The 22,184-nt window shown below is 70.9% G+C and carries 19 protein-coding genes; 13 read left to right on the top strand and 6 right to left on the bottom strand.

Going from position 1 to position 22,184, the window contains the following annotated elements; genetic code table 11:
• Window positions 1-25: 25 nt before the first annotated feature.
• Window positions 26-1,450 carry a hypothetical protein gene (locus BM43_RS06155; protein WP_036056378.1) on the top strand — a complete coding sequence of 475 codons (1,425 nt, stop codon included), beginning with the start codon at window positions 26-28 and terminating at the stop codon, window positions 1,448-1,450.
• Window positions 1,451-1,470: 20 nt separating this feature from the next.
• Complete coding sequence (locus BM43_RS06150; protein ID WP_052409059.1) at window positions 1,471-2,937, top strand: sigma-54 dependent transcriptional regulator; 1,467 nt, start codon at window positions 1,471-1,473, stop codon at window positions 2,935-2,937.
• A gap of 55 nt (window positions 2,938-2,992) precedes the next feature.
• Here the strand turns inward: BM43_RS06150 and BM43_RS06145 are convergent, their stop codons facing one another.
• Both BM43_RS06145 and pcaQ read right to left on the bottom strand, forming a co-directional pair.
• The gene (locus BM43_RS06145; protein ID WP_172877021.1) at window positions 2,993-4,459 is read right to left on the bottom strand and encodes a GGDEF domain-containing protein; all 1,467 of its coding nucleotides are present in this window, start codon (window positions 4,457-4,459) and stop codon (window positions 2,993-2,995) included.
• 110 nt (window positions 4,460-4,569) lie between these two features.
• The gene (pcaQ, locus tag BM43_RS06140; RefSeq protein ID WP_013690225.1) at window positions 4,570-5,559 is read right to left on the bottom strand and encodes a pca operon transcription factor PcaQ; all 990 of its coding nucleotides are present in this window, start codon (window positions 5,557-5,559) and stop codon (window positions 4,570-4,572) included.
• A gap of 102 nt (window positions 5,560-5,661) precedes the next feature.
• On the opposite strand from pcaQ, the gene pcaH reads away from it, so the two are divergent.
• Together pcaH and pcaG are read left to right on the top strand one after the other, a co-directional pair.
• Window positions 5,662-6,366, top strand: a complete 705-nt coding sequence (gene pcaH / locus BM43_RS06135; protein WP_036037467.1) for a protocatechuate 3,4-dioxygenase subunit beta — start codon at window positions 5,662-5,664, stop codon at window positions 6,364-6,366.
• 2 nt (window positions 6,367-6,368) lie between these two features.
• Window positions 6,369-6,959 (top strand): protocatechuate 3,4-dioxygenase subunit alpha, encoded by a 591-nt coding sequence (gene pcaG, locus BM43_RS06130; protein WP_036056385.1) that lies wholly within the window; start codon window positions 6,369-6,371, stop codon window positions 6,957-6,959.
• Window positions 6,960-7,078: 119 nt separating this feature from the next.
• Here the strand turns inward: pcaG and BM43_RS06125 are convergent, their stop codons facing one another.
• Complete coding sequence (locus BM43_RS06125; protein ID WP_036056391.1) at window positions 7,079-8,257, bottom strand: serine hydrolase domain-containing protein; 1,179 nt, start codon at window positions 8,255-8,257, stop codon at window positions 7,079-7,081.
• A gap of 283 nt (window positions 8,258-8,540) precedes the next feature.
• Here BM43_RS06125 and BM43_RS06120 point away from each other — a divergent pair, with 283 nt between their 5' ends.
• From BM43_RS06120 to BM43_RS06110, 3 genes are all read left to right on the top strand, one after another.
• Window positions 8,541-8,870, top strand: coding sequence for a hypothetical protein (locus tag BM43_RS06120; protein WP_013690221.1), 330 nt, complete (start codon window positions 8,541-8,543; stop codon window positions 8,868-8,870).
• A 159-nt stretch (window positions 8,871-9,029) separates the two neighbouring features.
• Window positions 9,030-10,607 carry an NYN domain-containing protein gene (locus BM43_RS06115; RefSeq protein ID WP_036056392.1) on the top strand — a complete coding sequence of 526 codons (1,578 nt, stop codon included), beginning with the start codon at window positions 9,030-9,032 and terminating at the stop codon, window positions 10,605-10,607.
• A gap of 21 nt (window positions 10,608-10,628) precedes the next feature.
• The gene (locus tag BM43_RS06110) at window positions 10,629-11,315 is read left to right on the top strand and encodes an HD domain-containing protein (RefSeq protein WP_052409060.1); all 687 of its coding nucleotides are present in this window, start codon (window positions 10,629-10,631) and stop codon (window positions 11,313-11,315) included.
• Window positions 11,316-11,340: 25 nt separating this feature from the next.
• On the opposite strand, the gene BM43_RS06105 is transcribed toward BM43_RS06110, so the two are convergent.
• Together BM43_RS06105 and BM43_RS06100 are read right to left on the bottom strand one after the other, a co-directional pair.
• Window positions 11,341-12,489 carry a zinc-binding metallopeptidase family protein gene (locus tag BM43_RS06105; protein WP_036056394.1) on the bottom strand — a complete coding sequence of 383 codons (1,149 nt, stop codon included), beginning with the start codon at window positions 12,487-12,489 and terminating at the stop codon, window positions 11,341-11,343.
• An 82-nt stretch (window positions 12,490-12,571) separates the two neighbouring features.
• Window positions 12,572-13,798 carry a DUF2252 family protein gene (locus BM43_RS06100; protein WP_036056396.1) on the bottom strand — a complete coding sequence of 409 codons (1,227 nt, stop codon included), beginning with the start codon at window positions 13,796-13,798 and terminating at the stop codon, window positions 12,572-12,574.
• 421 nt (window positions 13,799-14,219) lie between these two features.
• Between BM43_RS06100 and BM43_RS06095 the strand changes: the two genes are divergently transcribed.
• The 5 genes from BM43_RS06095 to BM43_RS06075 are packed head-to-tail and all read left to right on the top strand — an operon-like array spanning window position 14,220 to window position 19,794.
• Window positions 14,220-14,675: a MarR family winged helix-turn-helix transcriptional regulator gene (locus BM43_RS06095; RefSeq protein WP_036037480.1), complete on the top strand. Its 456-nt coding sequence runs from the start codon at window positions 14,220-14,222 to the stop codon at window positions 14,673-14,675.
• Complete coding sequence (locus tag BM43_RS06090) at window positions 14,672-16,906, top strand: FUSC family protein (protein ID WP_036056398.1); 2,235 nt, start codon at window positions 14,672-14,674, stop codon at window positions 16,904-16,906. The genes BM43_RS06095 and BM43_RS06090 overlap by 4 nt, the downstream gene beginning before the upstream one ends.
• Before the next feature lie 33 nt (window positions 16,907-16,939).
• Window positions 16,940-17,152: a DUF1656 domain-containing protein gene (locus BM43_RS06085; protein ID WP_013690214.1), complete on the top strand. Its 213-nt coding sequence runs from the start codon at window positions 16,940-16,942 to the stop codon at window positions 17,150-17,152.
• 21 nt (window positions 17,153-17,173) lie between these two features.
• On the top strand, window positions 17,174-18,247 hold the full coding sequence (locus BM43_RS06080; RefSeq protein WP_036056401.1) for an efflux RND transporter periplasmic adaptor subunit: 1,074 nt from the start codon (window positions 17,174-17,176) through the stop codon (window positions 18,245-18,247).
• The gene (locus tag BM43_RS06075) at window positions 18,244-19,794 is read left to right on the top strand and encodes an efflux transporter outer membrane subunit (protein ID WP_036056403.1); all 1,551 of its coding nucleotides are present in this window, start codon (window positions 18,244-18,246) and stop codon (window positions 19,792-19,794) included. Before BM43_RS06080 ends, BM43_RS06075 begins: the two co-directional genes overlap by 4 nt.
• Window positions 19,795-19,999: 205 nt before the next feature.
• On the opposite strand, the gene BM43_RS06070 is transcribed toward BM43_RS06075, so the two are convergent.
• Window positions 20,000-21,259, bottom strand: a complete 1,260-nt coding sequence (locus BM43_RS06070; RefSeq protein WP_036056405.1) for a YbfB/YjiJ family MFS transporter — start codon at window positions 21,257-21,259, stop codon at window positions 20,000-20,002.
• A gap of 194 nt (window positions 21,260-21,453) precedes the next feature.
• Between BM43_RS06070 and BM43_RS06065 the strand changes: the two genes are divergently transcribed.
• Window positions 21,454-22,056: a TetR/AcrR family transcriptional regulator gene (locus BM43_RS06065; protein ID WP_036056407.1), complete on the top strand. Its 603-nt coding sequence runs from the start codon at window positions 21,454-21,456 to the stop codon at window positions 22,054-22,056.
• Window positions 22,057-22,184 lie beyond the last annotated feature (128 nt).

Raw genomic sequence — 22,184 nt, 5'->3', positions numbered from 1 at the left:
TAAACCATACCCGGGGGGGTAGACCATGAAGGCCACATCGTTACCGCGTCACACGCTCGCGGCCATTCCGGCCGCGGTGCTGCTGTTCGCCATCGCGAGCAGCGTCGAGGCGCAATCGCTCGCGAACCAGTCGATCGAGGATCGGCTCAACACCTTGATGAAACTAGTCGATGCGCAGCAGCGCAAGATCCAGTCGCTCGAAGCCCAGGTGGTCGACCTGGAGATGGCGCAGCGCGGGCGCGGCTTGTCCGACGCGCCGGCGGGCACCGTCACGCTCGCCCAGGCGACGCCGCTGTCGCCCGCGCCGGGCGACGGCACCGGCACGGCCACCGGCGTGCCGGTGATACCGCCCGCCTCCGGCTCCGGAGGATCCAGCGCGTCGAGCGGTTCGAATGGCGCAGGCTCGGGCGGCGGCGGTTCGCGTGCCGGCGCGAATGCCAGCGCGCCCGCGCCGGGCACCATCGGCACCGACAACCGCGCCGCCGAGCCGATCCGCACCGAGGCCGAGAACGCCGTGGTGCAGCGCGAGCACGCGCCGCTGTTCGACCACAAGCTGACGATCGACTGGGGCATCAACGACACCTACTACGATCGCCGGCAGCTCCAGTTATCAGGCTTCCTCGCGCTCGACGCGATCTTCCTGGGCAACCTCAACCTCGGCCAGACCAAGTCGCACCAGCTCTCCAGCGACGTCGACGTGCGCTACGGGCTGACCAGCCGCATCAACGTCGACGTCGACGTGCCCTATGTCTACCGCACCAGCAGCTTCATCGTCGGCGGTGCGGGCGGCGCGGCCAGCACCTTGTCCGATGCGAGCGGCACCTCGCACGCGCTGGGCGACGTCAACTTCGGGATCTACTACCAGTTCCTGAAGGAGACGCAGAACCTGCCCGACGTGGTCGGCAGCCTGCGCGTGAAGGCACCCACCGGCACCTCGCCGTTCGGCATCAAGCTGCGCCAGATCGATCCGAACAACACCAACCTGGTCGCCCCGGACACGCTGCCCACCGGCACCGGTTTCTGGAGCATCACGGCCGGCATGTCGGTGCTGAAGACCTACGATCCGATCGTGCTGTTCGGCAGCCTGTCCTACACCTACAACGTGGCGCGCTCGTTCTCCGACATCTCCTCGGTGGTCGGCCAGACGCAGCCGGCCAAGGTCAAGCTCGGCGACATCGTGCAGATCGGCGGCGGCGTGGCGCTGGCCTTCTCCGAGCGCGATTCGGCCAGCATCGCCTACACGCTCGCCTTCGAGCCGGAAACCAAGACCAAGGCGCCCGGCGAATCGTGGCAGAAGGTGCCGGGCAGCCAGACCACCGCGTCGACGCTGAACTTCGGCCTCAACCACGTCTTCAACAAGCACCTGACGATGAATGCCTCGGTGGCGGTCGGCCTCACGCCGGACGCGCCGAACTTCGTGGTCGGCGTGCGTTTCCCGTACACGTTCTGATCGTCGCGCCGGAGCCCATCGTGCACGAATCCCGCGTTCCTCCCGGCGTCATCGCCGCCGATTTCTCCCGGCGCCGCCGCGCCGCCACCGAGACGGCCGAGGGCGCGCGCGCCCTGGTCTACCTGGCACGCCGGCCCGATCCGGTGCTGGTCGCCTTCCTGTCCCAGCACGGCTGGAGCGTCAGCCTGGCGGCCTCGCCGGCCGAGTTCGCGCGCCGGCCCGCGCCGCGGCGCGCGCAGGCGGGCATCGTGGCGCTCGACGACCTGGCGGACGACGAACTGGCCGCGCTCGACGGCGCCCTGCGCTGCCCGGCCACCGCCTGGATCGCGCTGGCCGAGGCGGCCCGTTTCGAGCAGCCCGAGGTGCGGCGGCTGGTGCGCCATTACTGCTTCGACTACCTGAAGTCGGGCGCCCCGCCCGCCACGCTCGACCTGCTGGCGCGCCACGCCTACGGCATGGCCCGGCTCGACGAACCCGCGGCGCAGGACGCGGAGCCGGCCGGCGCGCGCCCCGGCGGCAAGGCCGATGCCGGCCAAGCTGGCGGCGGCGAGATGGTCGGCACCTGCGAGGCGATGCAGGCGCTGTTCCGCACCATCCGCAAGGTGGCCAATACCGACGCGAGCGTGTTCATCGCCGGCGAATCGGGCACCGGCAAGGAGCTGACCGCGCTGGCGATCCACGAACGCTCGGCGCGCCGCCTGGCGCCCTTCGTGCCGATCAACTGCGGCGCGATCCCGCCGGCGCTGCTGCAATCGGAGCTGTTCGGCTACGAGCGCGGCGCCTTCACCGGCGCCACCCAGCGCAAGATCGGCCGGATCGAGGCCGCGCAGGGCGGCACCCTGTTCCTCGACGAGATCGGCGACATGCCCCACGAGAGTCAGGCGAGCCTGCTGCGTTTCCTGCAGGAAGGCCGCATCGAGCGGCTCGGCGGGCGCGAGTCGATCGCGATCGACGTGCGCGTGCTGTCGGCCACCCATGTCGACCTGGACGCCGCGATGCGCGAGGGACGCTTCCGCACCGACCTGTTCCACCGGCTCTGCGTGCTGCGCATCGACGAGCCGCCGCTGCGCGCGCGCGGCGGCGACATCGAGGTGCTGGCACGCCATGTCCTGCAGCGCTTCGATGCCGACGGCGGCGGCCGGATCCGCGGCTTCTCGCCTTGCGCGATCGACGCGATGTACCGCTATGCCTGGCCCGGCAACGTGCGCGAACTGATCAACCGGATCCGCCGCGCGATGGTGATGGCCGAGCATCCGGTGCTGTCGGCCGAGGATCTCGATCTCGGCGACTACGCCGCGCAGGCGCCCCGCACGCTGGCCGAGACGCTCGAGGCGGCCGAGCGGCAGGCGCTCGACGCGGCCTTGCGGCGGCACGGCGAGGACCCGGCCGCGGCGGCCGCCGAACTCGGCATCGCGCTGCCGCGGCTGGCGGAACTGCAGCAGCGTCACCGGCTCGACACGAGCCTCGGCACCGCGCTGGGGCATTGAAGGGAAAACGAGGCCGGAGCCGGCCTCGAAGAGCAAGACGACGCGCTCGCGCCGCTCAGGCCATCTCGGCCTCGAACACGCGGTTGCGCCCGCTGGCCTTGGCGCGATACAGCGCCTGGTCGGCCGCGTCGATCACCACCGCCACGTTGGTCGGGTAACCGGCATCGGGGCGCCAGGTCGCCACGCCCACGCTGACCGTCACGTAGCCCGACTCGGCGCCGGCATGCTCGATCCCGAGCTGGCGCACCGCATCGCGGATCCGCTCGGCCACGGTGCGCGCGCCGGCGCTGTCGGTGTCAGGCAGCACCACCACGAACTCCTCGCCGCCGTAGCGCGCCACCACGTCGTGCGAGCGCAGCGCCTGCTGGGCGATGCGGGCCGATACCGAGGCCAGCACCTCGTCGCCGAGCGTGTGCCCGTATTCGTCGTTGTAGCGCTTGAAGTGGTCGATATCGACGAACAGGATCGCAAGCGGCCGCCTCGCACGCACCGCGCGGCGCCATTCGCGCTCCAGCGAGGCATCCAGCGAGCGCCGGTTCGGCAGCCCGGTCAGGCTGTCGGTGCCGGCCAGGCGCGCCAGCGCCGCCTCGGCCTCGGACTTGCGCCACAGCGAATGGGCCAGGAACGCGCTCAGCACCACGAATGCGATGCCGAAGGCGCCGGTCAGGATCCCGAAGCGCCAGGCGCGGCGGCGCCATTCGGCATAGACGTCCTGCTCGGCCACCGCCACCTGCACGATCACCGGCAGCCGCGGCAGGCGCTGGAACAGGTAGCTGCGGCGCACGCCGTCGATCGAGGCGGTGTCGACGAAGGAGCTGCCGCCGCTGAGCATCCGCGTGTAGGGGCCGGTGCCGCGCAGGTCGCGTCCGATCAGGGTGGCGTCGCTGGGCGCGCGCATGATCAGGCGGCCATTGGTGTGGATCAGCGCGATCGCGCCGTGCGGGCCCAGCGTGAGCCCGGCGAACAGGCGCCGGAAATACTCCAGCCGCACCGACAGCACCACCACCCCGGCGAACTTGCCGTCCGGGCCGTTCAGGCGCCGCGACAGCGCGATGCTGGGATCCTCGCCGTGCATCACCGTCGCGTAGGGGCTGCTGACGAACAGGCCGGCATCGGGATCGTCGCGCTGCACGGAGAAGAAATCGCGGTCGTCGAAGCGCTCGTCGCCGGTGTCGATATCGTTCGAGGACAGCGTCATGCGCCCGTTCGCGTCGAGCACGTAGATGCCGCCGATGTCGTTGGCCGCTGCCGCGCGATCGAACAGCAGGCGCCGCCGCATGCCGACCGGCAAGCCCGCCAGCGCCGGGTCGCGCAGGCCGGCCGCGACGCCCTGCAGGACCAGGTCGTCGATATGGAGGCTGCGCGCCACGTCGCGCTCGATCATCAGCAGGGTGTTGCGCGCCCCGTCCTGCGCGCGTTCGAATGCGTCCACGCGGCTGTCCCGAAGGATCGCTGCGCAGATCGTCATCATCACCAGGGCGATCGCGACGCCGCCCGCGATCACCAGATATCCCAGCGGCATCCGGGGCGACGGATCTCTCCATCCGCGCCGTCCGGCAGTACTGTCATCCATCGTTGTCGTGCGGACCGCCGAGCGGAGCGGTATCCGTGAAGTGTGCCGAGCGGCCATTATCACCGATGCGGCGCCGCGGAACCACGTCGATTGCGGGTTCCCGTACGCCGTGTCGCGAAACGCGCGAAACGATCGCGCGCAACATTGCGCACCGCGTCAATCAATGCCTGCGCGGCCGGCGAGGGGCGCGCGTCGGTGCGCAGGATCAGCCCCACCAGCTCGTCGGCGCCCTCGGCCGGCAACGCCAGGCGCACCAGGGTGCGAGCAGCCAGGTCGTATTCGGCCGCATATCGCGGCACGAACCAGACGGCATCGTTCTCCAGCGCCAGCGCGCGGCCCACCGAGACCGACAGCACCTCGACGAAGGCTTCCAGCGGCGGCGCCCCGCAGGCGGCCAGCATCTGCTCGGCCGACTGCCGGATCAGGGTGCCGTAAGGCGGCACCACCACCGGGTAGCGGCCCAGTTCGCCGGCCGGCGCGGGATGGCCCGCCAGCGGATGGCCGGCGCGCACCAACGCCACCAGCGGCTCGTTGTAGAGCTGCTCGAAGGACAGGCCGACCATGCGCTCGGGCTCGGAGAGCCGGCCGATCGCACACTCGATCTCGCCCGACTTGAGGCGCTCCAGCAGCCGCGCGTTGGGGTCGGTCGCGATCCGCACGATCACGCGCGGCAGGCGGGCGGTCAGCGCCTTCATCACGGCCGGCGCGAGCGAGGCGGCCACGGTCGGCAGCATGCCGATCTCCAGCGTGGCGGCCGCCTCGCCGCTCTCGCCGGCCAGCAGGCCCACGCCCTGGCGCAGCGCCAGCACGCAGGCGCTCGCGTGAGGCAGGAACAGCTGGCCCTCGCGGGTCGGCCGGGCGCCCTGCCGGCCGCGCTCGAACAGCTTCACGCCGAGCAGCGACTCGAGCTCGGCGATCGTCTTCGAGACCGCCGGCTGCGTGATCGACAGGCTTTCGGCGGCCTTCTGCACGCCGCCCAGCTGGGCCACGGCCAGGAAACACTGCAGGTGCCGGAACTTGACCCGGCCGTCGGCGATACGGTTTTCCATAACGTCTGGTTATACGAGATAAGACGAAACGTCATTTTGCATAACTTTCGCTCTTGGCTAAAGTCTCGTCATCCCCGCCAATACCAGACAGGAGACCCCGCGATGGACGATTCCATCCTCAGCCCGCGCGACTGGCCCTCGCATCCCGCCTATGTGCACCCCGAATATCGTTCCTCGGTCAAGCGCGGCCCGACGCAGCCGCTGGTGCCGCTCAAGGAGAAGCTGCGCAACCAGTTCGTGCCGGTCTACGGCACCGACGACCTCGGCGCGCTCGACCACGACCTGACGCGCAATGCCGTGAAGAACGGCGAGCCGCTGGGCGAGCGGATCATCGTCACGGGCCGCGTGCTCGACGAGGGCGGCAAGCCGGTGCGCAATACCCTGGTGGAGGTCTGGCAGGCCAATGCCGCCGGCCGCTACGTCCACAAGGCCGACCAGCACGACGCGCCGCTCGACCCGAACTTCCTCGGCGCGGGCCGCTGCCTGACCGACGACCAGGGCCGCTACCGCTTCCTGACCATCAAGCCCGGCGCCTATCCCTGGGGCAACCACCCGAACGCCTGGCGCCCCAACCATATCCATTTCTCGCTGTTCGGCGATTATTTCGGCTCGCGCCTGGTCACCCAGATGTACTTCCCCGGCGACCCGCTGCTGCAATACGACCCGATCTTCCAGGGCACGCCCGAACAGGCGCGCGATCGACTGGTCTCGCGCTTCACGCTCGACGTCACCGAGGAAGGTTACGCGCTCGGCTACGAATTCGACATCGTGCTGCGCGGCCGCGACGCCACCCCGATGGAGCGCTGATCATGACGACGCTGAAACAGACCCCTTCCCAGACCGTCGGCCCCTACTTCGCCTACGGCCTCTGCCCCGAGCAGTACAACTTCGACATGAAGAGCCTGTTCTCGCCCGACATCGCCGAGCCGCACGCGGCGGGCGAGCAGATCGTGCTGATCGGCCAGGTGTTCGACGGCGACGGCAAGACCATCCTCGACGCCATGCTGGAATTCACCCAGGTGGACGCGAGCGGTCGCTTCCCGGCCTCGCGCGCCGAGGCGGCGACGAGCGGCTTCACGGGTTTCGCGCGGGTCGGCACGGGCACCGATGCGCAGCATCGCTTCGTGGTGCGCACCGTGAAACCGGCCCCAACCGCCGCCGGCGCGCCGCATGTGGACGTCACGGTGATGATGCGCGGCGTGCTCACGCATGCCTTCACGCGCCTCTACTTCGACGACGAATCGGCCGCCAACGCGGCGGACCCGGTGCTCGAGACGGTGCCGGCGGCGCGCCGCCAGACCTTGATCGCGCGTCGCGAAAGCACGGCGAACGGCGTGAGCGTCTATCGCTTCGACATCCACATGCAGGGCGAGCGGGAAACGGTGTTCTTCGATCTGTGAAGCCGACATGACCGGCCGGCGTGGCCGGCTCGGCAAGGCGATGAAGGCCGGGGCCGATGCCCCGGCTTTTTTTCGTGCTCCGGCGGGGGCTGGGGGCGGCCCCAGCCATGCCGTGCCGCTCAGCGCGCGTAGACGGCGTCGCGCAAGGCGATCGTCAGCGGGCCCGACATGCCTTCGTAGGCGGTATTGGTGAGCAGCAGCACGCTGAGTCCCAGCGCGCGGTCGACGAACCAGGAATGGCCATAGACGCCGCCCCATTGCAGCGTCCCGGCGTGCTGCGGGGTGCCGGCCGCGGCCGGATCGTCGAGCACCGCGCTCAGGTAGCCGAAGCCCCAGCCGGGGCCGCGCGTCTCGGCGCCGACTCCGGCCTGGTCGCGGCGCGCCGCGTCGGCCAGCGTCTCGGGCAGGAAACCGGGATTGGCGCGGATCGCCTCGAGCGCGCGCAGGACGTCGTCGGCCGAGCCGTACATGCCGGCGCCGCCCGAGGGATAGGCGCCCGGCTCGAACACGCGGGAGGGCGCGAAACGCACGGCCGCGCCGTGGCCTTCCGGCAGCGGCACCTCGATGCCGTCGCGCATGCGCACCGGCTCCGGCTGGCCGTCGTGGTAAGGCACGGCGAAGCGCTCGGGCTCCGCCGAGACGAAACCGCAATCGCGCATGCCGAGCGGCTGGGCGACCAACGCGTCCACCGCCGCGGCCAGCGGCTGCCCGGTGGCGCGCTCGACCACCGCGCCGAGCACGTCGAGCGCCAGCGAATACTGCCAGCCGCTGCCCGGCGCGAAGGACAGCGGCGCCGAGGCGAGGCGGCGCAGGTTTTCGTCGAGATCGAAGTCGCGCAGGTCGATGCCGTCCGAGATGCCGAGCCGGTCGTACACGGAGCCGGCGCCCTCGAGCAGCCAGTAGCCGAGCCCCGACGTGTGCGTGAGCAGGTGGTGAATCGTGACGAGCGGCTCGCTGCCGTCGGCCAGCCGCGGCCGGAATTCGGGCAACCAGCGCGTGACCGGCGCGTCGAGCGCGAGTTCGCCGCGCGCCACCAGCCGCAGCACCGCCAGCGCGACGATCGGCTTGGTCACCGAAGCGAGCCGGAACAGCGTGTCCTCGCGCATCGGCCGACCTGCCTCTCGGTCGGCCAGGCCCTGGGCGCGGCGATACAGGATCTCGCCGTGCCGCGCGACGATCGCCACCGCGCCGACCAGGCGCCGTTCGCGCAGCGCCTGGTCGAACACGGCATCGAGACGCGCGGCCAGCGAGGCGGCATCGAGGGAGAAAGCGGTCGGGTCGAGCGAGGCAGCGGTCATGGCGAGGTCCGATGGCGGAAAGTCCCGATTCTAGACAGAGCGGCCCCGGCTTGCATCGGGCTTGCGTTCGCCCCCGCGCCGCCGATACAGTCACGCTTCGGGCTCGACGCCGCCTGGCTGCCGGCTCGCGGACGAGATTCACCCCGGGCGCCGCTTGCCTGTCGTGCTTGCCTGTCGTGCCCGCCCACGGTGCGTGTCCGCCGCGCTGGTCCACCAGCCACCGGCGTTTATCTGCCTGTCGCCGGCTGTTTATCCGCTTCCCGTCCCGCCTGACTTTTCCCTCATGCCCGCCTCCTCCAGCTTCGCCCAAGCCGCCACCGCCACCGACCTGATCGCGCTCGGCACGCTCGCGCTGCTCTACCTGCTCGGCCTGGGCTGGGCCGGCTGGCACGCGTTGCGCGCCACGCGCGGCCGGCTCTACTGGGTGGCCTGCCTCGCGTTGATCGCGGCCGGCACGCTGGCGGCGGTGTTCGCGCGCCCCGACACGCCCGACAGCGGCGAGATGCCGGCCGGCTTCGCGCTGGGCGTGATGGTGAGCTTCGCGGGCCTGGCCGCGACCGCGGCCGGCTGCGCCTGGCAGGCGATCCGCCGGCTGCGCGAACCGCGCGCCTGAGCACGCGCAGGCAGCGACCGACGCGCGACGTGCCCCCCGCTCGACGGCCGCCTTCGGCCGGCCTTTTTCACCCGCGCGCGGTCATCGCCCACCCAAGCCCGCTATCATGTGCGCAATTTCAGCGCTCGCCGATTCGGCGAGCCTACGGTTGGAGAACTCATGGCCTTGCCTCAGGACAGCGTCAACATGGCGCTCTTTTGCGACTTCGAAAACATCGCGCTCGGCGTGCGCGACACGAAGTTCGAGAAATTCGACATCAAACCGGTGCTCGAGAAACTGCTGCTCAAGGGCAGCATCGTGGTCAAGAAGGCCTATTGCGACTGGGATCGCTACAAGACCTTCAAGGGCGCCATGCACGAGGCGAGCTTCGAGCTGATCGAGATCCCGCACGTGCGCCAGTCGGGCAAGAACTCGGCCGACATCCGGCTGGTGGTCGACGCGCTCGATCTTTGCTACACCAAATCGCATGTCGATACCTTCGTGATCATCAGCGGCGACTCGGATTTCTCGCCGCTGGTCTCGAAGCTGCGCGAGAACGCCAAGCGCGTGATCGGCGTGGGCGTGAAGAACTCGACCTCGGACCTGCTGGTCGCCAACTGCGACGAATTCATCTTCTACGACGACCTCGCCCGCGAACTGCAGCGCGCCCAGGCCAAGCGCGAGTCGCGCGCCGGCGCCGACAGCAGCAAGCGCGCGGCCGACGACAAGCAGCGCAAGCAGGACGGCGACGCGCGCAAGCTCGAGGCGATCACCATCGCGGTCGAGACCTTCGACGCGCTCGCCTCCGAGCGCAGCGACAGCGGCAAGATCTGGGCCTCGGTGCTCAAGAGCGCGATCAAGCGGCGCAAGCCGGGTTTCAACGAGACCTACTACGGCTTCCGCGCCTTCGGCAACCTGCTCGACGAGGCGCAGGCGCACGGGCTGCTGGAGATCGGCCGCGACGAGAAGTCGGGCACCTATGTGTCGCGTCCGGCCCAGGGCGCGGCGGCCGAGCCGGGTTTCGGCGTGGAAGCGGCGAAGGCCGACGAGGCGCTCGGCGGCGGCGAAGCCCCGGCAGCGGTACCGCAGCAGCCGGCGCGGCATGGCGGCGGCTCGCGTCATCGCGACCAGAAGGAGCACAAGCAGCAGAAGGAGCGCCGCGCGCACCAGGACGGCGGCCGTCGCCAGGAAAGCGAGGCGGAAGCCGAAGCGCTCGCCCAGCCGCTGCAGGCCGAGGCGAAGCGCGAATCGCGGCACGACGGCGAGCGCCGCCACGCCAACAAGCGCGACGAAGGCAGGCACGGCAAGGGACGCGGCTCGCGCAAGCCGGAGCAGATGCCGCTGATCGAGGACGCGCCGGCCCACGAAGCGTCCGCGCCGGCCGAGCCGGTGGTGGTCGAGAGCACGCCGGCCATGCCGGACGAAGTGGTGCCGGCCTTCGCCGATCACGGCGACGACCTGCCGGCGACGACGCAGGCCGACGAAGCCCCGGCCACGGCCGCCAAGTCGACCCGCGCGAAGAAGACGCCGGCTCGCGCACGCAAGGTAGCCGCGAAGAAAACCGCGGCGGCGGCGGTGGAAACGAATGCCGCGGCCGAAACCGCGGCGCCGGAGGACCTGTTGTCCGGCACGGGCGAAGCGGCGGCCGACGACGAGGCGGCACCGGCCGCCCCTGCCAAGCGCGCCCGCGCCACGCGCAGCGGCACCACGCGGGCACGCCGCCCGCGCGGCACGGCCGGGACCGGCAACGAGTCCTGAGATCGGCGCGGCGGCTCGGGCATGATCGACGACGCCACGCTCGACGTCCTGCGCGAGGAATGCGCGGCCTGCTTCGGCACGGCCGCCGTCTGGCCGCTGGTCGAGCAGGCCTATCGCGAGCCGCAGCGCCATTACCACACGCTCGCGCACCTGGCCGAGCTGTTCGAGCAGCTCGCGCCCTACCGCGACGCGCCACATCGGCTGGCGATCGAGCTGGCGGTCTGGGCGCACGACATCGTCTACGCCACCACGCTTGCCGATTACGCCGACAACGAAGCGCGCAGCGCCTCGTGGCTGGCCGCGACGGCGGCGGCGCTGTGCCCGCCCGCCTGGCAGCGCGAGCATGCCGACGCGCTGCGCTTCGCCTGCGAACTGGTGCTCGCCACCAAGTCGCATCGGCTGCCGGCTTCGGCGCTTGCCGATCCGTCGCGCCGGCAGGCGGCCGCGCTGTTCCTCGATGCCGACCTGGCGATCCTGGCCGCGACGCCCGAGCGCCTGCTGGCCTATGACCGCGAGATCGCGCTCGAATGGGAGCAAGCGCCCGCGGCGCCTTCGGCGCCGTTCCGTGACGGCCGGCTTCGGGCGCTGATGCAGCTACGCTCGCAAACGCCGCTGTTCCTGTCCGATGAATTCGCGCCGCTCACGACGCTGGCGCATGTCAACCTCGATCGGTTGATTCGCCTCTACTCTCCCCGCCCCGGCGACTGACGCGACCGGCGCCGGGCGGCTTCGTTCAGGAAGTCGATCCGCCCGGCTTTCCCGCCGCCTCGTCGCGTGCTTCCTCGCTGCCGGCCGCCCGCGCCCCGCTCGCCTCGTCCGGCGCCGCCTCGCGCGTCGCGCTGATCACGCGGTGCACGAAGCGCAGCTTGGCCACCACCGCCGGCGACAGCGCGAACGGATAGGCATCGGCCACGCCCATGCTGCGATTCAGGCTGTTCAGCGCATAGGTCAGCGGAAACCAGCGCCGCATCAGGTTGCCGAAGCTGGCCTCATCGACCGAGGTCTGGTCGTCGAGATGCGGCAGGCTGTCGTCGTCGGGATCGAGCACCAGCCCGCAGGCATTCGCGGTATCGAGCGTGTCGACCATGTGCAGGTAATGCGCCCAGGTTTCGGCCCAGTCCTCCCAGGGATGCATGCTCGCGTATTCGCTGATGTAGCTGTCCTCCCAGCCCGCCGGCGCGCCGTTCTGGTAATGCGCGTCGAGCGCGGCCTGGTAGTCGGCGCGCTCGTCGCCGAAACGTTCGCGGAAGGCCTCCTGCCAGGCGCTGCCGACGATCAGGCGATCGAAGTAGTAATGGCCGATCTCGTGGCGGAAATGTCCGACCAGGGTGCGATAGGGCTCATGCATGGCCGCTCGAACGCGCTCTCGCTCGGCATCGTCGGCTTCGGCCAGGTTGAGCGTGATCAGGCCATTGGCGTGACCCGTCATCACCGGCTCGCTCTCGGTGGCCGCCTTGAAGGCGAAGCTCATGCCGCGCTCCGGCGCCAGCAGGCGCGATTCCACCGGCAGCCCCAGCATCGTCAGCGTGTAGACCAGGCGCCGCTTGGCCGCCTCGGTGCGATACCAGAGCGGACGATTGTCCGGGTTGGAGAGGTCGGGAATGGTTTCCGTCAGCACGCAGGACTCGCAATAGCTGGCCGGCGAATCGGCCGGGACCATCCAGTTGCAGACGTTCTCGACCGAATAGTTATGGCAGGGCCGGTAAAGCTGCCCGGCCACCGAGGGATGCAGGCTGCGCCACTGGCCCGAGGAGGCGTCGATCTCGAACGCCCCCACCTCGCCCACCTCGGGCAGGTAGCCGAGCGGTGCCTCGCAGCGCTCGCAACGCACGTTCTCGAAGAACACCAACTGCCCGCAATTGCCGCAATGAAAGGTCTTCATCGATTTTCGTCCTCGCCTCGTCCTCGTTGTCGTCCGGTCCCGCCGCTGGTGGGCCCCTGCGCCGGTTCACCGACGGCCGCCCTCAGCGCTTGCCGGCCCGCTGCGCCGCCACGCGGCGGCAATGCTCGAGGTAGCCCACCTCGTGGTTGCCCATCAATTCGATCACGCTGCGCCACAGCCAGAACGGCGCGTCGATGGTCTTCGAGCGCACCCGCTTGAGTTCCGCCAGCCAGCGCGCGCGCGTGCTCGTATCCATCTGCCGCGCGTGGGCGAGGCCCACCACGTGCGCCAGGTAGCGCGCGATGCGCAGCGCCTCGGCCTCGTCGACGCTGCCGATCTCGAGCTTGAGGTCGGCCGGCAGCAACTCGCGCACGATCACCGAACGCTCGGACAGCGTCGCCGCGCACATGCGGTTGCCGAGATAGGGCGAGAGATGGCGCGCGCCTTCCACCACGCGCTTGCCGTTGTCGCGCGGCATCTCGCTGTCGCGATAGCGCGGCGCCAGCGCCGTGGTGCCCTCCTTGATGTCGACCAGGCACAGATCGTCGCCCTCGCTGGCGGCGCCGTCGACGTCGAGCAGCACCGCGTAGCGCAGCCGCCCCAGCGAGCTGCAGCCCTTGACCCAGTAGGCGGCGTCGAGCAGCTCGACATGCTCGGCCAGCCGGTTGCCGCGCAGGCCGACGGCCAGCTCGGCGATGGCGGGCGTGTCGACCAGCGCGGCAATGCCGTTCGACTCGGCGCGCGAGAGCGGCCAGAAGCGCTTGCCGAGCGGCAGCACCGGCTTCACGCCCATCAGCCGCTCGCGCGCAAGGTGCTTCCAGGTGCGCTCCAGCGCGGTGCGCATCACGATGCGCACCACGTCGGGCTTGGGGATCGCCGCGCGCTTGCGCTTGCCGGCGGCCAGCGCATGCATGTAGCCCTCGTGGACCTGCTCGATGATGCGCGCCGTGACGATGCCCGGCAGGTCGGAGCTGCGCGCGGCGGTGGCCAGCGACAGGCTGAGCCGGATCAGGTCGTGCACCGGATTGCCGATCACGGTCTGGTCGAGATCGCGGATCTGGATCTCGATCTCGCCGGCATCGTTGGCCACCGGGCCGAGGTTGCCGGTATGGCAATCGCCGCAGATCCAGATCGCCGGCCCCTCGGGCAGCGTGCCGACCTTCGCGTCGGCCAGCCACTCGTAATAGCGTGCCGTGTTGCCGCGAACATAGGCGTGCACCGAGCGCGCCATCTTGCGGTTGCGGCGGATCGCCAGCGTCTGGGCACGCTGGCGCGGACGAACATAGGTGACGACCGGTGGCTTCTTCACGCGCGCTCCTCGCGGCTCTCGGGGCTGAAGGAAATCCGGCCCGCTCGGGGCGCGTGCCGGCTGCAATCTGGAAATTTAAGCACATCCGACCCGATTCGAAAGTCGAGGCGCGGCTCGAATGCGCCGCAGCATGACGCGCCGTCCTCGCCGGCCCGGCCGCCGGCCTGGATGGCGGGCGCGCCGTCGCCGCGCGTTTCATGCGACGCAGCATGAAACGTGCCGCGTCGCGCCCGGGAAGCAATCGAATCGCGTCATGCTCGCGGCGGCGGACGACATCGGCATGACATCGAGCGCGCGCTACGCTGCCGGCTGCGTCGATCGCCTCGACGGGCGCCGCCCGTGCCCTCCCCGATCGACTCGTAAAGCGTTTACCTCAAACCGATAGTTTGCTATCGAATGGAATTCCGATATCATCCGCCGGATGTCGAATCTCCATGCCCTGCGCCTGGCCGTCAGCAGCACCCTGGTCACCGCCGCCCGCAAGTGGCGCCGGACCAGCGACTCGCTGCTCACCGCCTACAACGTGTCCGAGGCCTGCGCCACGCCGCTGCTGATCGCCGGCCGGCTGGGCGAGGCGGTCCGCCAGGTCACGCTCGCCGAGCACGTCGGCATCGAGGGGCCCTCGCTGGTGCGGCTGCTCGACCAGCTCTGCGCGGCGGGCCTGGCGCGCCGCGACGAGGACCCGGCCGATCGCCGCGCCAAGACCGTCACGCTCACCGACGAGGGCCGCGCCGTCACGGCGAAGATGGAGGAAGACCTGCGCGTGCTGCGTTCGCGCGTGCTGAAGTCGGTCAGTCGCGCCGATCTCGAGGCCACGCTGCGAGTCCTGAACGCCTTCAACGACTCGGGCGATGCCGGCGATCGGGGCGCGCCATGACCTACCCGAGCCTGCGCGACTGGCTGTTCTCGGGCAAGACCTTCGCCGCCTCGATGCTGGCGCTCTACCTCGGCCTCTATTTCCAGTTGCCGCGCCCCTACTGGGCGATGGCCAGCGTCTACATCGTCTCGAATCCCTTCGTCGGCGCGACCCGCTCGAAGGCGCTCTACCGCGCGCTGGGCACCGCGCTCGGCGCCTCGGCCGCGATCCTGCTGGTGCCGCCCTTCGTCGAGACGCCCTTCCTGTTCAGCGTGATCGTGGCGCTGTGGACCGGCACCCTGCTCTACCTGGCGATGTCGGACCGCACCGCGCGCAGCTACGTGTTCCTGCTGGCCGGCTACACCATGCCGCTGATCGCGCTGCCCACCGTCACCGATCCGACCACGGTGTTCGACGTGGCGATCGCGCGCACCGAGGAGATCATCCTGGGGATCGTCTGCGCCAGCGTGGTGGGCAGCGCGATCCTGCCGAACCGGCTCGCGCCGACCCTGATCGAGCGCGCCGACGGCTGGTTCCGCGACGCCGCCTTCTACGGCCGCGAAACGCTCTCGGGCCACCTGGCCGGCAAGGCGCTGTCGGCCTGCCGGCAGCGGCTGGCCGCCACCCTCAACGCGCTGGAATTCCTGCTCAGCCAGCTCGGCTACGATCACGCCCATCCGCGCGTGCTGGCCCGCGCCGAGGCCCTGCACGGCCGCATGCAATTGTTCATGCCGCTGATGTCGGCGCTCGCCGATCCGCTGGTCGCGCTGATGCGCGAGCTCGAGACACTACCGGCCGAGCTGGCATCGCTGCTGGCCGACGCGGCGCGCTGGTTCGACGCGCCGCTGCCGGCGCCGGCCGATGCCACGGGCGCGATCGCCGACCCGGTGGCGGACCGGCTGCGCGAGCGCATCGCCGCGCTGCAGCCGACCGGCGACGCGATGATGAGCTGGGACGGCGCGCTGCTGTCGAACGCGCTGTGGCGGCTGCGCCAGGTGGTGGACGTGTGGCAGGACTGCCGCTCGCTGCGCGCGCTGATCGACAACGAGGCCGGCGTCTGGCAGCCGCGCTACCGCCATTGGCGGCTCGGCGGCACCGAGCGCTTCTACGATCGCGGCATGATGCTGTTCTCCACGCTGACGGCGGCCGGCGCGATCGTGCTCGCCTGCTGGCTGTGGATCTCCTCTGGCTGGAACGACGGCGCCGGGGCGGTCACGCTGGCGGCGGTGGCCTGCTGCTTCTTCGCCGCGCTCGACGAGCCCGCGCCCCTGGTGTTCCGCTTCTTCCTCTCGACCTGCGCGAGCGTGGTGTTCGCCGGGCTCTACCTGTTCGTGGTGCTGCCGCACGTGCATGATTTCGTGATGCTGGTGCTGATCTTCGCCGGGCCCTTCATCCTGATCGGCACGCTGATCCCGCGCCCTCAGTTCAATCTCGTGACGATGCTGGTGGCCGTCAACACCGCCACCTTCATCAGCATCCAGGACGCCTACTCGGCCGACTTCCTGGTGTTCCTCAACAGCAATATCGCCGGTGTCGCCGGGCTGCTCTATGCCTTCGTCTGGACCCGCGCCACGCGCCCGTTCGGCGCCGAGCTGGCGGCGCGCCGGCTGCTGCGCTCGAGCTGGGAGGACGTCGCCAAGTCCGCCTCGCGCCAGCCGATCGCCGACCAGCGCAACCATGCCTCGCGCATGCTCGACCGCGTCACGCAATTGCTGCCGCGCCTGTCCGCGTCCGACGATCACCGCCATCCCTCGATCGAAACCTTCCGCGACCTGCGCGTCGCGCTCAACGCGCTCGACCTGCACCGCTCGCTGCGCCGCCTCGACGGCGACGTGCCCGAGGCGATCGACCGGGTGCTGGCCGGCGTGAACGCGCACTACACCGCCTGCGCCGAATCCAATGCGCGCCAGCCGGCCTCGCCGGCCCTGCTCGAATCGATCGACGACGCGCTCGACGCGGTCGCGATCCGCCACCTGATCGGCGCCACGCAGCAGGGCACGCCGCCGCGCGGCGAACGCGCCCCGGGTGACGCGCAAGCCGGCGGCCCCGCCGCGCCGGCAACGCCTGCCACTCCGGTTGCGCCCGACGCGTCGGCCTCGCCTGCCGCGTCTCGCGCCGCGCGCCCCGCCGCCGCGCTGCAGCGCGGGCTGCGCGACGCGCTGCATGCGCTGGTCGGCCTGCGCCTGTCGCTCAATCCCGCGCTGATGCAGGCGCTGCCGCCGGCCACCGCGCCCGGCACCCCGCGCGCCTGATCCCGACGACACCATGCCCATTTCCTCGCGACCATGATCGGCGAATTCGACATCTTCGGCGTGTTCGTGCCGGCACCGCTGGTGCTGATGCTGATCGCCTACCTGATCAACATCGCGGTGCGCGCGCTGCTCACGCGCACCGGCATCTACCGCTTCGTCTGGCATCGCTCGATCTTCGACCTCGGCATCTACGTGTTCGTGCTGGCCGGCGTCGTGATCGCCTCCCATCATTTCGTGGCTACCTGACAACACCAGGAACCCAATAACGTGAACGCGAAAAGAACCTGGTTTTCGGCGGGGCAGATCCTGCTGACCCTGATCGTGGTGGTCGTCGCCGGCCTCGTGCTGTGGCGCATCATCAACTACTACATGTTCTCGCCCTGGACCCGCGACGGCCACGTGCGCGCCGACGTGATCCAGGTCGCGCCCGACGTGTCGGGGCTGATCACCGAGGTGCGGGTGGTCGACAACCAGGCCGTCTCGCAGGGCCAGGTGCTGTTCGTGATCGACCGGGCGCGCTACACGCTCGCGCTGCGCCTGGCCCAGGCGACGCTCGAGCAGCGCGCGGCGACGCTGGCCCAGGCGCGGCGCGAATACGCGCGCAATCTCAAGCTCGGCAACCTGGTGGCCAGCGAGCAGCTCGAGGAAAGCCGCACCCGCGTCGACCAGGGCCAGGCCGCGCTGGCCGACGCGCAGGTCAATGTCGATACCGCCAGGCTGAACCTGCAGCGCACCACCATCGTCAGCCCGGTGGACGGCTACCTGAACGACCGCGCGCCGCGCGTGGGCGAATACGTGCCGGCCGGCCGCGCGGTGCTGTCGGTGGTCGACCAGCATTCGTTCCGTGTCGACGGCTATTTCGAGGAGACCAAGCTGCACGGCATCCATATCGGCCAGGCGGTGGACATCAGCGTGATGGGCGAGCCGCGGCCGCTGCGCGGCCATGTGCAGAGCATCGTGGCGGCGATCGAGGATCGCGACCGCACCCAGAGCGCGAACCTGCTGCCCAACGTCAACCCGGCCTTCAGCTGGGTGCGGCTGGCGCAGCGGATTCCGGTGCGCGTCGCGCTCGACGAGGTGCCCGACGATTTCCGCATGATCGCGGGCCGCACCGCCACGGTGGCGATACGCGCGCCCGATGCGCGCGACCAGCGCAAGGCGCAAGGCGCGGCGCAGCCGGCCGGCGGCGCCGCGCCAACTTCGCCCCCAACTTCGACCCCGGCTGCGGCTTCAGGCGCGACGGCCAGCGGCGCCCCTGGCGCGCCCAGCTCCGGCGCCGCCATCAACACCCTTTCGCCGGCCGAGGCGACGGCGGCTCCCGCCAGCGGGGCCTCGCGATGAGCGGCCCGCGATCGCGCCGGCGCGCCGCGCTCGCGCCGCTGGCCGCCGCCGCGTTGGCGGTGGCGCTGGGTGCCTGCAGCACGGTCGGCCCGAACTACCGCTTGCCGAAACAGGCCCTGGTCAACGCGCCGCTGGCGAACGCGCCGCTCGACGGCGCCGGCGACGGCAGCTCGCTGGTCTCTCACGGCGCGGTGCCGGCCAACTGGTGGCGGCTCTACGACGACCCGGTGCTCGACGGCCTGGTGCAGTTGGCCCTGCAGTCCAACACCGACCTGCGCGTGGCGGCCGCCAACCTGGCCCGCTCGCGCGCCGCGCTCGACGTGGCCAACGCCCAGGGCGGCTTCTCCGGCGGTTTCGCGGGTGGCGCGCAGCGCGCCCAGGAATCGGCCGAGCAATACCTGCTGACCGAGAAGCTGCCGGTGGTGAACGAAGGCGCCTTCAATATCAACGTGTCCTACGAGTTCGACCTGTTCGGCAAGCTCAAGCGCGGCGTCGAGGCGGCGCGGGCCGATACCGACGCGGTCAAGGCCGCCGGCGACCTGGCCCGTATCACGGTGGTGGCCGACGTGGTGCGCGCCTATGTCGAATCCTGCTCGGCGGCCGAGGAACTCGAAATCGCGAAGCAGTCGCTGGCGCTGCAGCAGCAGCGCGTGTCGCTGTCGCGCAGGCTGCGCGACGCGGGCCGCGGCAGCCAGACCGACGTGACCACCGGCACCACCCAGGTGCGCACGCTGGCGGCCGACATCCCGCGCTTCGAGGGCCGCCGCAAGGTCGCGCAATACCAGCTCGCGGCCCTGCTCGCGCGTGCGCCGGCCGAACTGCCGCCCGCCGCCCTGGCCTGCCAGCGGCTGCCCCGGCTGAACCAGCCGATCCCGGTCGGCGACGGCACCGCGCTGCTGCGGCGGCGCCCCGACGTGCGCGAGGCCGAGCGCAAGCTGGCCGCCTCGACGGCGCGTGTGGGCGTGGCGATCGGCGACATGTATCCGAGCGTCAGCTTCGGCGCCTCGGTGGGCACCACCGGGATCTTCGGCGACCTGTTCTCGCCGACCACCAACCGCTGGTCGTTCGGCCCGCTGATCAGCTGGACCTTTCCCGCCAACGGCCAGCGGGCCCGCGTGCGCGAGGCCGAGGCCGCCACCGGCGGCGCGCTGGCCCAGTTCGACGGCGTGGTGCTGAACGCGCTGCGCGAGACCCAGAGCAGCCTGGCCACCTACGCCGCCGATACGCAGCGCGCCGACGCGCTGCGCACCGCGTATCAATCGGCGCGCGACTCGGCCGACGAAACGCATCGCCTCTATGCGGCGGGGCGCGAGTCCTTCATTTCGGACCTGGATGCCACGCGCACCCTGACCAGCGTGCATGCGCAGGTGGCCGCGGCCGAGGGCCAGGTGGCGGCGGATCAGGTGCGCCTGTTCCTGGCGCTGGGCGGCGGCTGGGATGGCGAGACGGTCGCGGGCGCCGAAGGCGGCGCGAGCAGCGCAAGTGGCGCGAGCGGCACGTCGGTGCCCGCCGCGGCGCCGGTGCCGGCCTCGGCTGCCGCGCGCTGATTCCGAGGCAAGACGGCGGCGCGGCTTGCGCCGCCGTCTTGCAGCCGGGGTATCGAGTCACCACTGAAGAATCGCCACGCGGCATCGCGCGTGGCGATCCGGCTCGAAAATCCACCCCTCTTCGCGGCGCCGCCGCCATCTCGCGCTATCGACGGCAAGCCGCGCCACCATGACGATCACCTCGCGGCGCGCGAGGCGGCCTGGCTCAACGCACCGTCTCGACTTGCGGCCCGGCGGGCGCGCGGCGGATCGCGCAATCGACCAGGAACCCGATCGCCAGCGCCGCCGCGCCGATCGCGAACAGCAACGCGTGCCGGCCGCCGCTCAGGCCGAAGATCGCCGAATAGGCATAACCGCAAAGCGCCTGCGAGGCCGCGAACACGGTGGTCGCCCGGCTCCACATCGCATGTTGCCGCGCATGCCGCTCGGGCAGCGTCTGGTGCACGCGGGCCAGCATCAGCGGCACGATGCCGGGCGGGAAGCTGCCGATCACGATCGTCAGCAGGCCCACCGCCACCAGCTTGGTCGACAGCGCGAGCCCCGCGACCACCAGCGCCTGCACCAGCATCACCGCGCGCATCGAGCGCGTGGGCCCGAACCGGTCGGCGAGAAAACCATACAGCGGCGGCCCGGCGATCGCGCCCATCCCGTACAGGATCCAGAACAGCGCGCCGAGATGGGCGCCCGCGCCCAGCCCGCGCGCCACGAAATCCACCAGGAACACCATCGCCGGCACCAGTCCGAATGCCATCAGCCCGTATTCGACATAGAGCAGCAGCACGGTGCGCGGCGTGTCCGCCGGCAGCGGCGGCAGCGCGGCCTGCGCACCGGCATCGCCGCCGGCAGCACCCGCAGCCGTCGCGGCCACGCCCGAGCCCGGCCAGCAGAACCAGCTCGCCGCGCTGAGCAGCGCCGAGAACAGCGCCAGGCCGAGCCAGGTGTCGCGCAGCCCGAAGCCGAGCAGCAGCGGCACCAGCGTGCCCGAGCCGGCGATGCCGAGCCCCAGCCCGAGGAACACCGCCCCGCTCGCGGTGCCCTTGCGCGCGGCCGGCACGTGCGGCAGCACGGTGGCCGCCACCAGCACCATGATCGCGCCGCCCGCGATGCCCGAGGCGAGCCGCCAGACGAAGAACCAGGCTTCGGAAACCGGGAACGCGCAGGCGGCGAAGGCCAGCGTGACCAGCAGCATCATCGCGCGCAGCACCGCGCGGTTCGAGAAGCGCCGCGCCAGCGGCCGCCCGGCCAGCGCGCCGAGCAGGTAGCCGGCGAGATTGGCGGCGCCGAGGAACACCACGTCGGTGGCGGCGAACCAATGCGCCTCGATCAGCGACGGCAGCAGCGGCGTATAGGCGAAACGCGCCAGGCCGATGCCGACCAGGCTCGCGCACAAACCCGCGAAGATGGCTCGCCAGATGGCGGCGGCACCGGGCGCGGCCTGGGCGCCGGCCAAGGATGGGGTGGACATGAGGCAAGGACTCCTGTGACGCCGCGCGAGCTTCGCGCCCGCGCATGACGGAAAACAACCAGGGAAAGCATGGATGCCGGCTTATCTTTGACATCGATGTCAAGTTCGACACTCTAGTCAAACTTGACAGTGCCGTCAAAGATTTGTTTAATGGCGCCCGACAGTCGTTTCAAGCAGGAATCGGGAGGACCACCATGGCCGGCGTAAGACAGTTCGACGAGGGCGAGATGCTCGACAAGGCGCTCGCCCTGTTCTGGAAGAAGGGCTATGCGGATACCTCGATGCAGGAGTTGGCGGCCGCCACCGGCGTGCAGCGGGGCTCGCTCTACAACGCCTACCAGGACAAGGAAACGCTGTTCCTGCGCGTGTTCGAGGTCTATGCGGCACGCTTCCTGGAAGGCGCGCGACGCACGCTCGAGGCGCCGCGCCTCGACCAGGCGCTCGAGGCCTTCTTCGCCTACGTGATCGCCTCGATGACCACCGGCACGCCCACCCGCGGCTGCCTGTCGACCAAGACCGCGGTGGCCGGCGATCGCATCGACGAGCCGATCCGGCAGGCGCTGGCGGCCATGCTGGACCGTTTCGAGGCGGTGCTGGCGGCGCGCCTGGCGCAGCCCGACCCGGAGCTGGAGCCGAGCGTGCCCGCGAAGGAAGCGGCGGCGCTGATCATCACCTTCACGCGCGGCATCGTCGTGATCGAGCGCGTCTACCAGGAGCCGCGGCGCCTGCATGACAATGCGCGCACGCTGGTGGCGATGCTGGTGCGCCCGCGTCGAGCAGCGGCGGCGCCGGCCTGAAACGTGGCCCGGAGCGTGGCCTGGAAAGCGGGCCGCGACGCCGCCCGGAACACCGGCCGAACGTCGGCGGGAACCGCTCCCGCCCGGCGCGGTTCGGCCCGGCATGGCCGCCGCGCGTAACGGAAGTG

The sequence above is a fragment of the Burkholderia gladioli genome (assembly GCF_000959725.1).
Lineage (GTDB): Bacteria > Pseudomonadota > Gammaproteobacteria > Burkholderiales > Burkholderiaceae > Burkholderia > Burkholderia gladioli.
Note: the sequence above shows the minus strand (reverse complement) of the source record. Positions and strands in the feature narration are given on the sequence as shown.

What these genes read in the sequence shown, in the direction of transcription:
- BM43_RS06155 (WP_036056378.1), top strand. Translation starts at nt 26, where the DNA reads ATGAAGGCCACATCGTTACCGCGTCACACGCTCGCGGCCATTCCGGCC.
- BM43_RS06145 (WP_172877021.1), bottom strand. Translation starts at nt 4,459, where the DNA reads ATGCCGCTGGGATATCTGGTGATCGCGGGCGGCGTCGCGATCGCCCTG.
- pcaQ (WP_013690225.1), bottom strand. Translation starts at nt 5,559, where the DNA reads ATGGAAAACCGTATCGCCGACGGCCGGGTCAAGTTCCGGCACCTGCAG.
- pcaH (WP_036037467.1), top strand. Translation starts at nt 5,662, where the DNA reads ATGGACGATTCCATCCTCAGCCCGCGCGACTGGCCCTCGCATCCCGCC.
- pcaG (WP_036056385.1), top strand. Translation starts at nt 6,369, where the DNA reads ATGACGACGCTGAAACAGACCCCTTCCCAGACCGTCGGCCCCTACTTC.
- BM43_RS06125 (WP_036056391.1), bottom strand. Translation starts at nt 8,257, where the DNA reads ATGACCGCTGCCTCGCTCGACCCGACCGCTTTCTCCCTCGATGCCGCC.
- BM43_RS06120 (WP_013690221.1), top strand. Translation starts at nt 8,541, where the DNA reads ATGCCCGCCTCCTCCAGCTTCGCCCAAGCCGCCACCGCCACCGACCTG.
- BM43_RS06115 (WP_036056392.1), top strand. Translation starts at nt 9,030, where the DNA reads ATGGCCTTGCCTCAGGACAGCGTCAACATGGCGCTCTTTTGCGACTTC.
- BM43_RS06110 (WP_052409060.1), top strand. Translation starts at nt 10,629, where the DNA reads ATGATCGACGACGCCACGCTCGACGTCCTGCGCGAGGAATGCGCGGCC.
- BM43_RS06105 (WP_036056394.1), bottom strand. Translation starts at nt 12,489, where the DNA reads ATGAAGACCTTTCATTGCGGCAATTGCGGGCAGTTGGTGTTCTTCGAG.
- BM43_RS06095 (WP_036037480.1), top strand. Translation starts at nt 14,220, where the DNA reads ATGTCGAATCTCCATGCCCTGCGCCTGGCCGTCAGCAGCACCCTGGTC.
- BM43_RS06090 (WP_036056398.1), top strand. Translation starts at nt 14,672, where the DNA reads ATGACCTACCCGAGCCTGCGCGACTGGCTGTTCTCGGGCAAGACCTTC.
- BM43_RS06085 (WP_013690214.1), top strand. Translation starts at nt 16,940, where the DNA reads ATGATCGGCGAATTCGACATCTTCGGCGTGTTCGTGCCGGCACCGCTG.
- BM43_RS06075 (WP_036056403.1), top strand. Translation starts at nt 18,244, where the DNA reads ATGAGCGGCCCGCGATCGCGCCGGCGCGCCGCGCTCGCGCCGCTGGCC.
- BM43_RS06070 (WP_036056405.1), bottom strand. Translation starts at nt 21,259, where the DNA reads ATGTCCACCCCATCCTTGGCCGGCGCCCAGGCCGCGCCCGGTGCCGCC.
- BM43_RS06065 (WP_036056407.1), top strand. Translation starts at nt 21,454, where the DNA reads ATGGCCGGCGTAAGACAGTTCGACGAGGGCGAGATGCTCGACAAGGCG.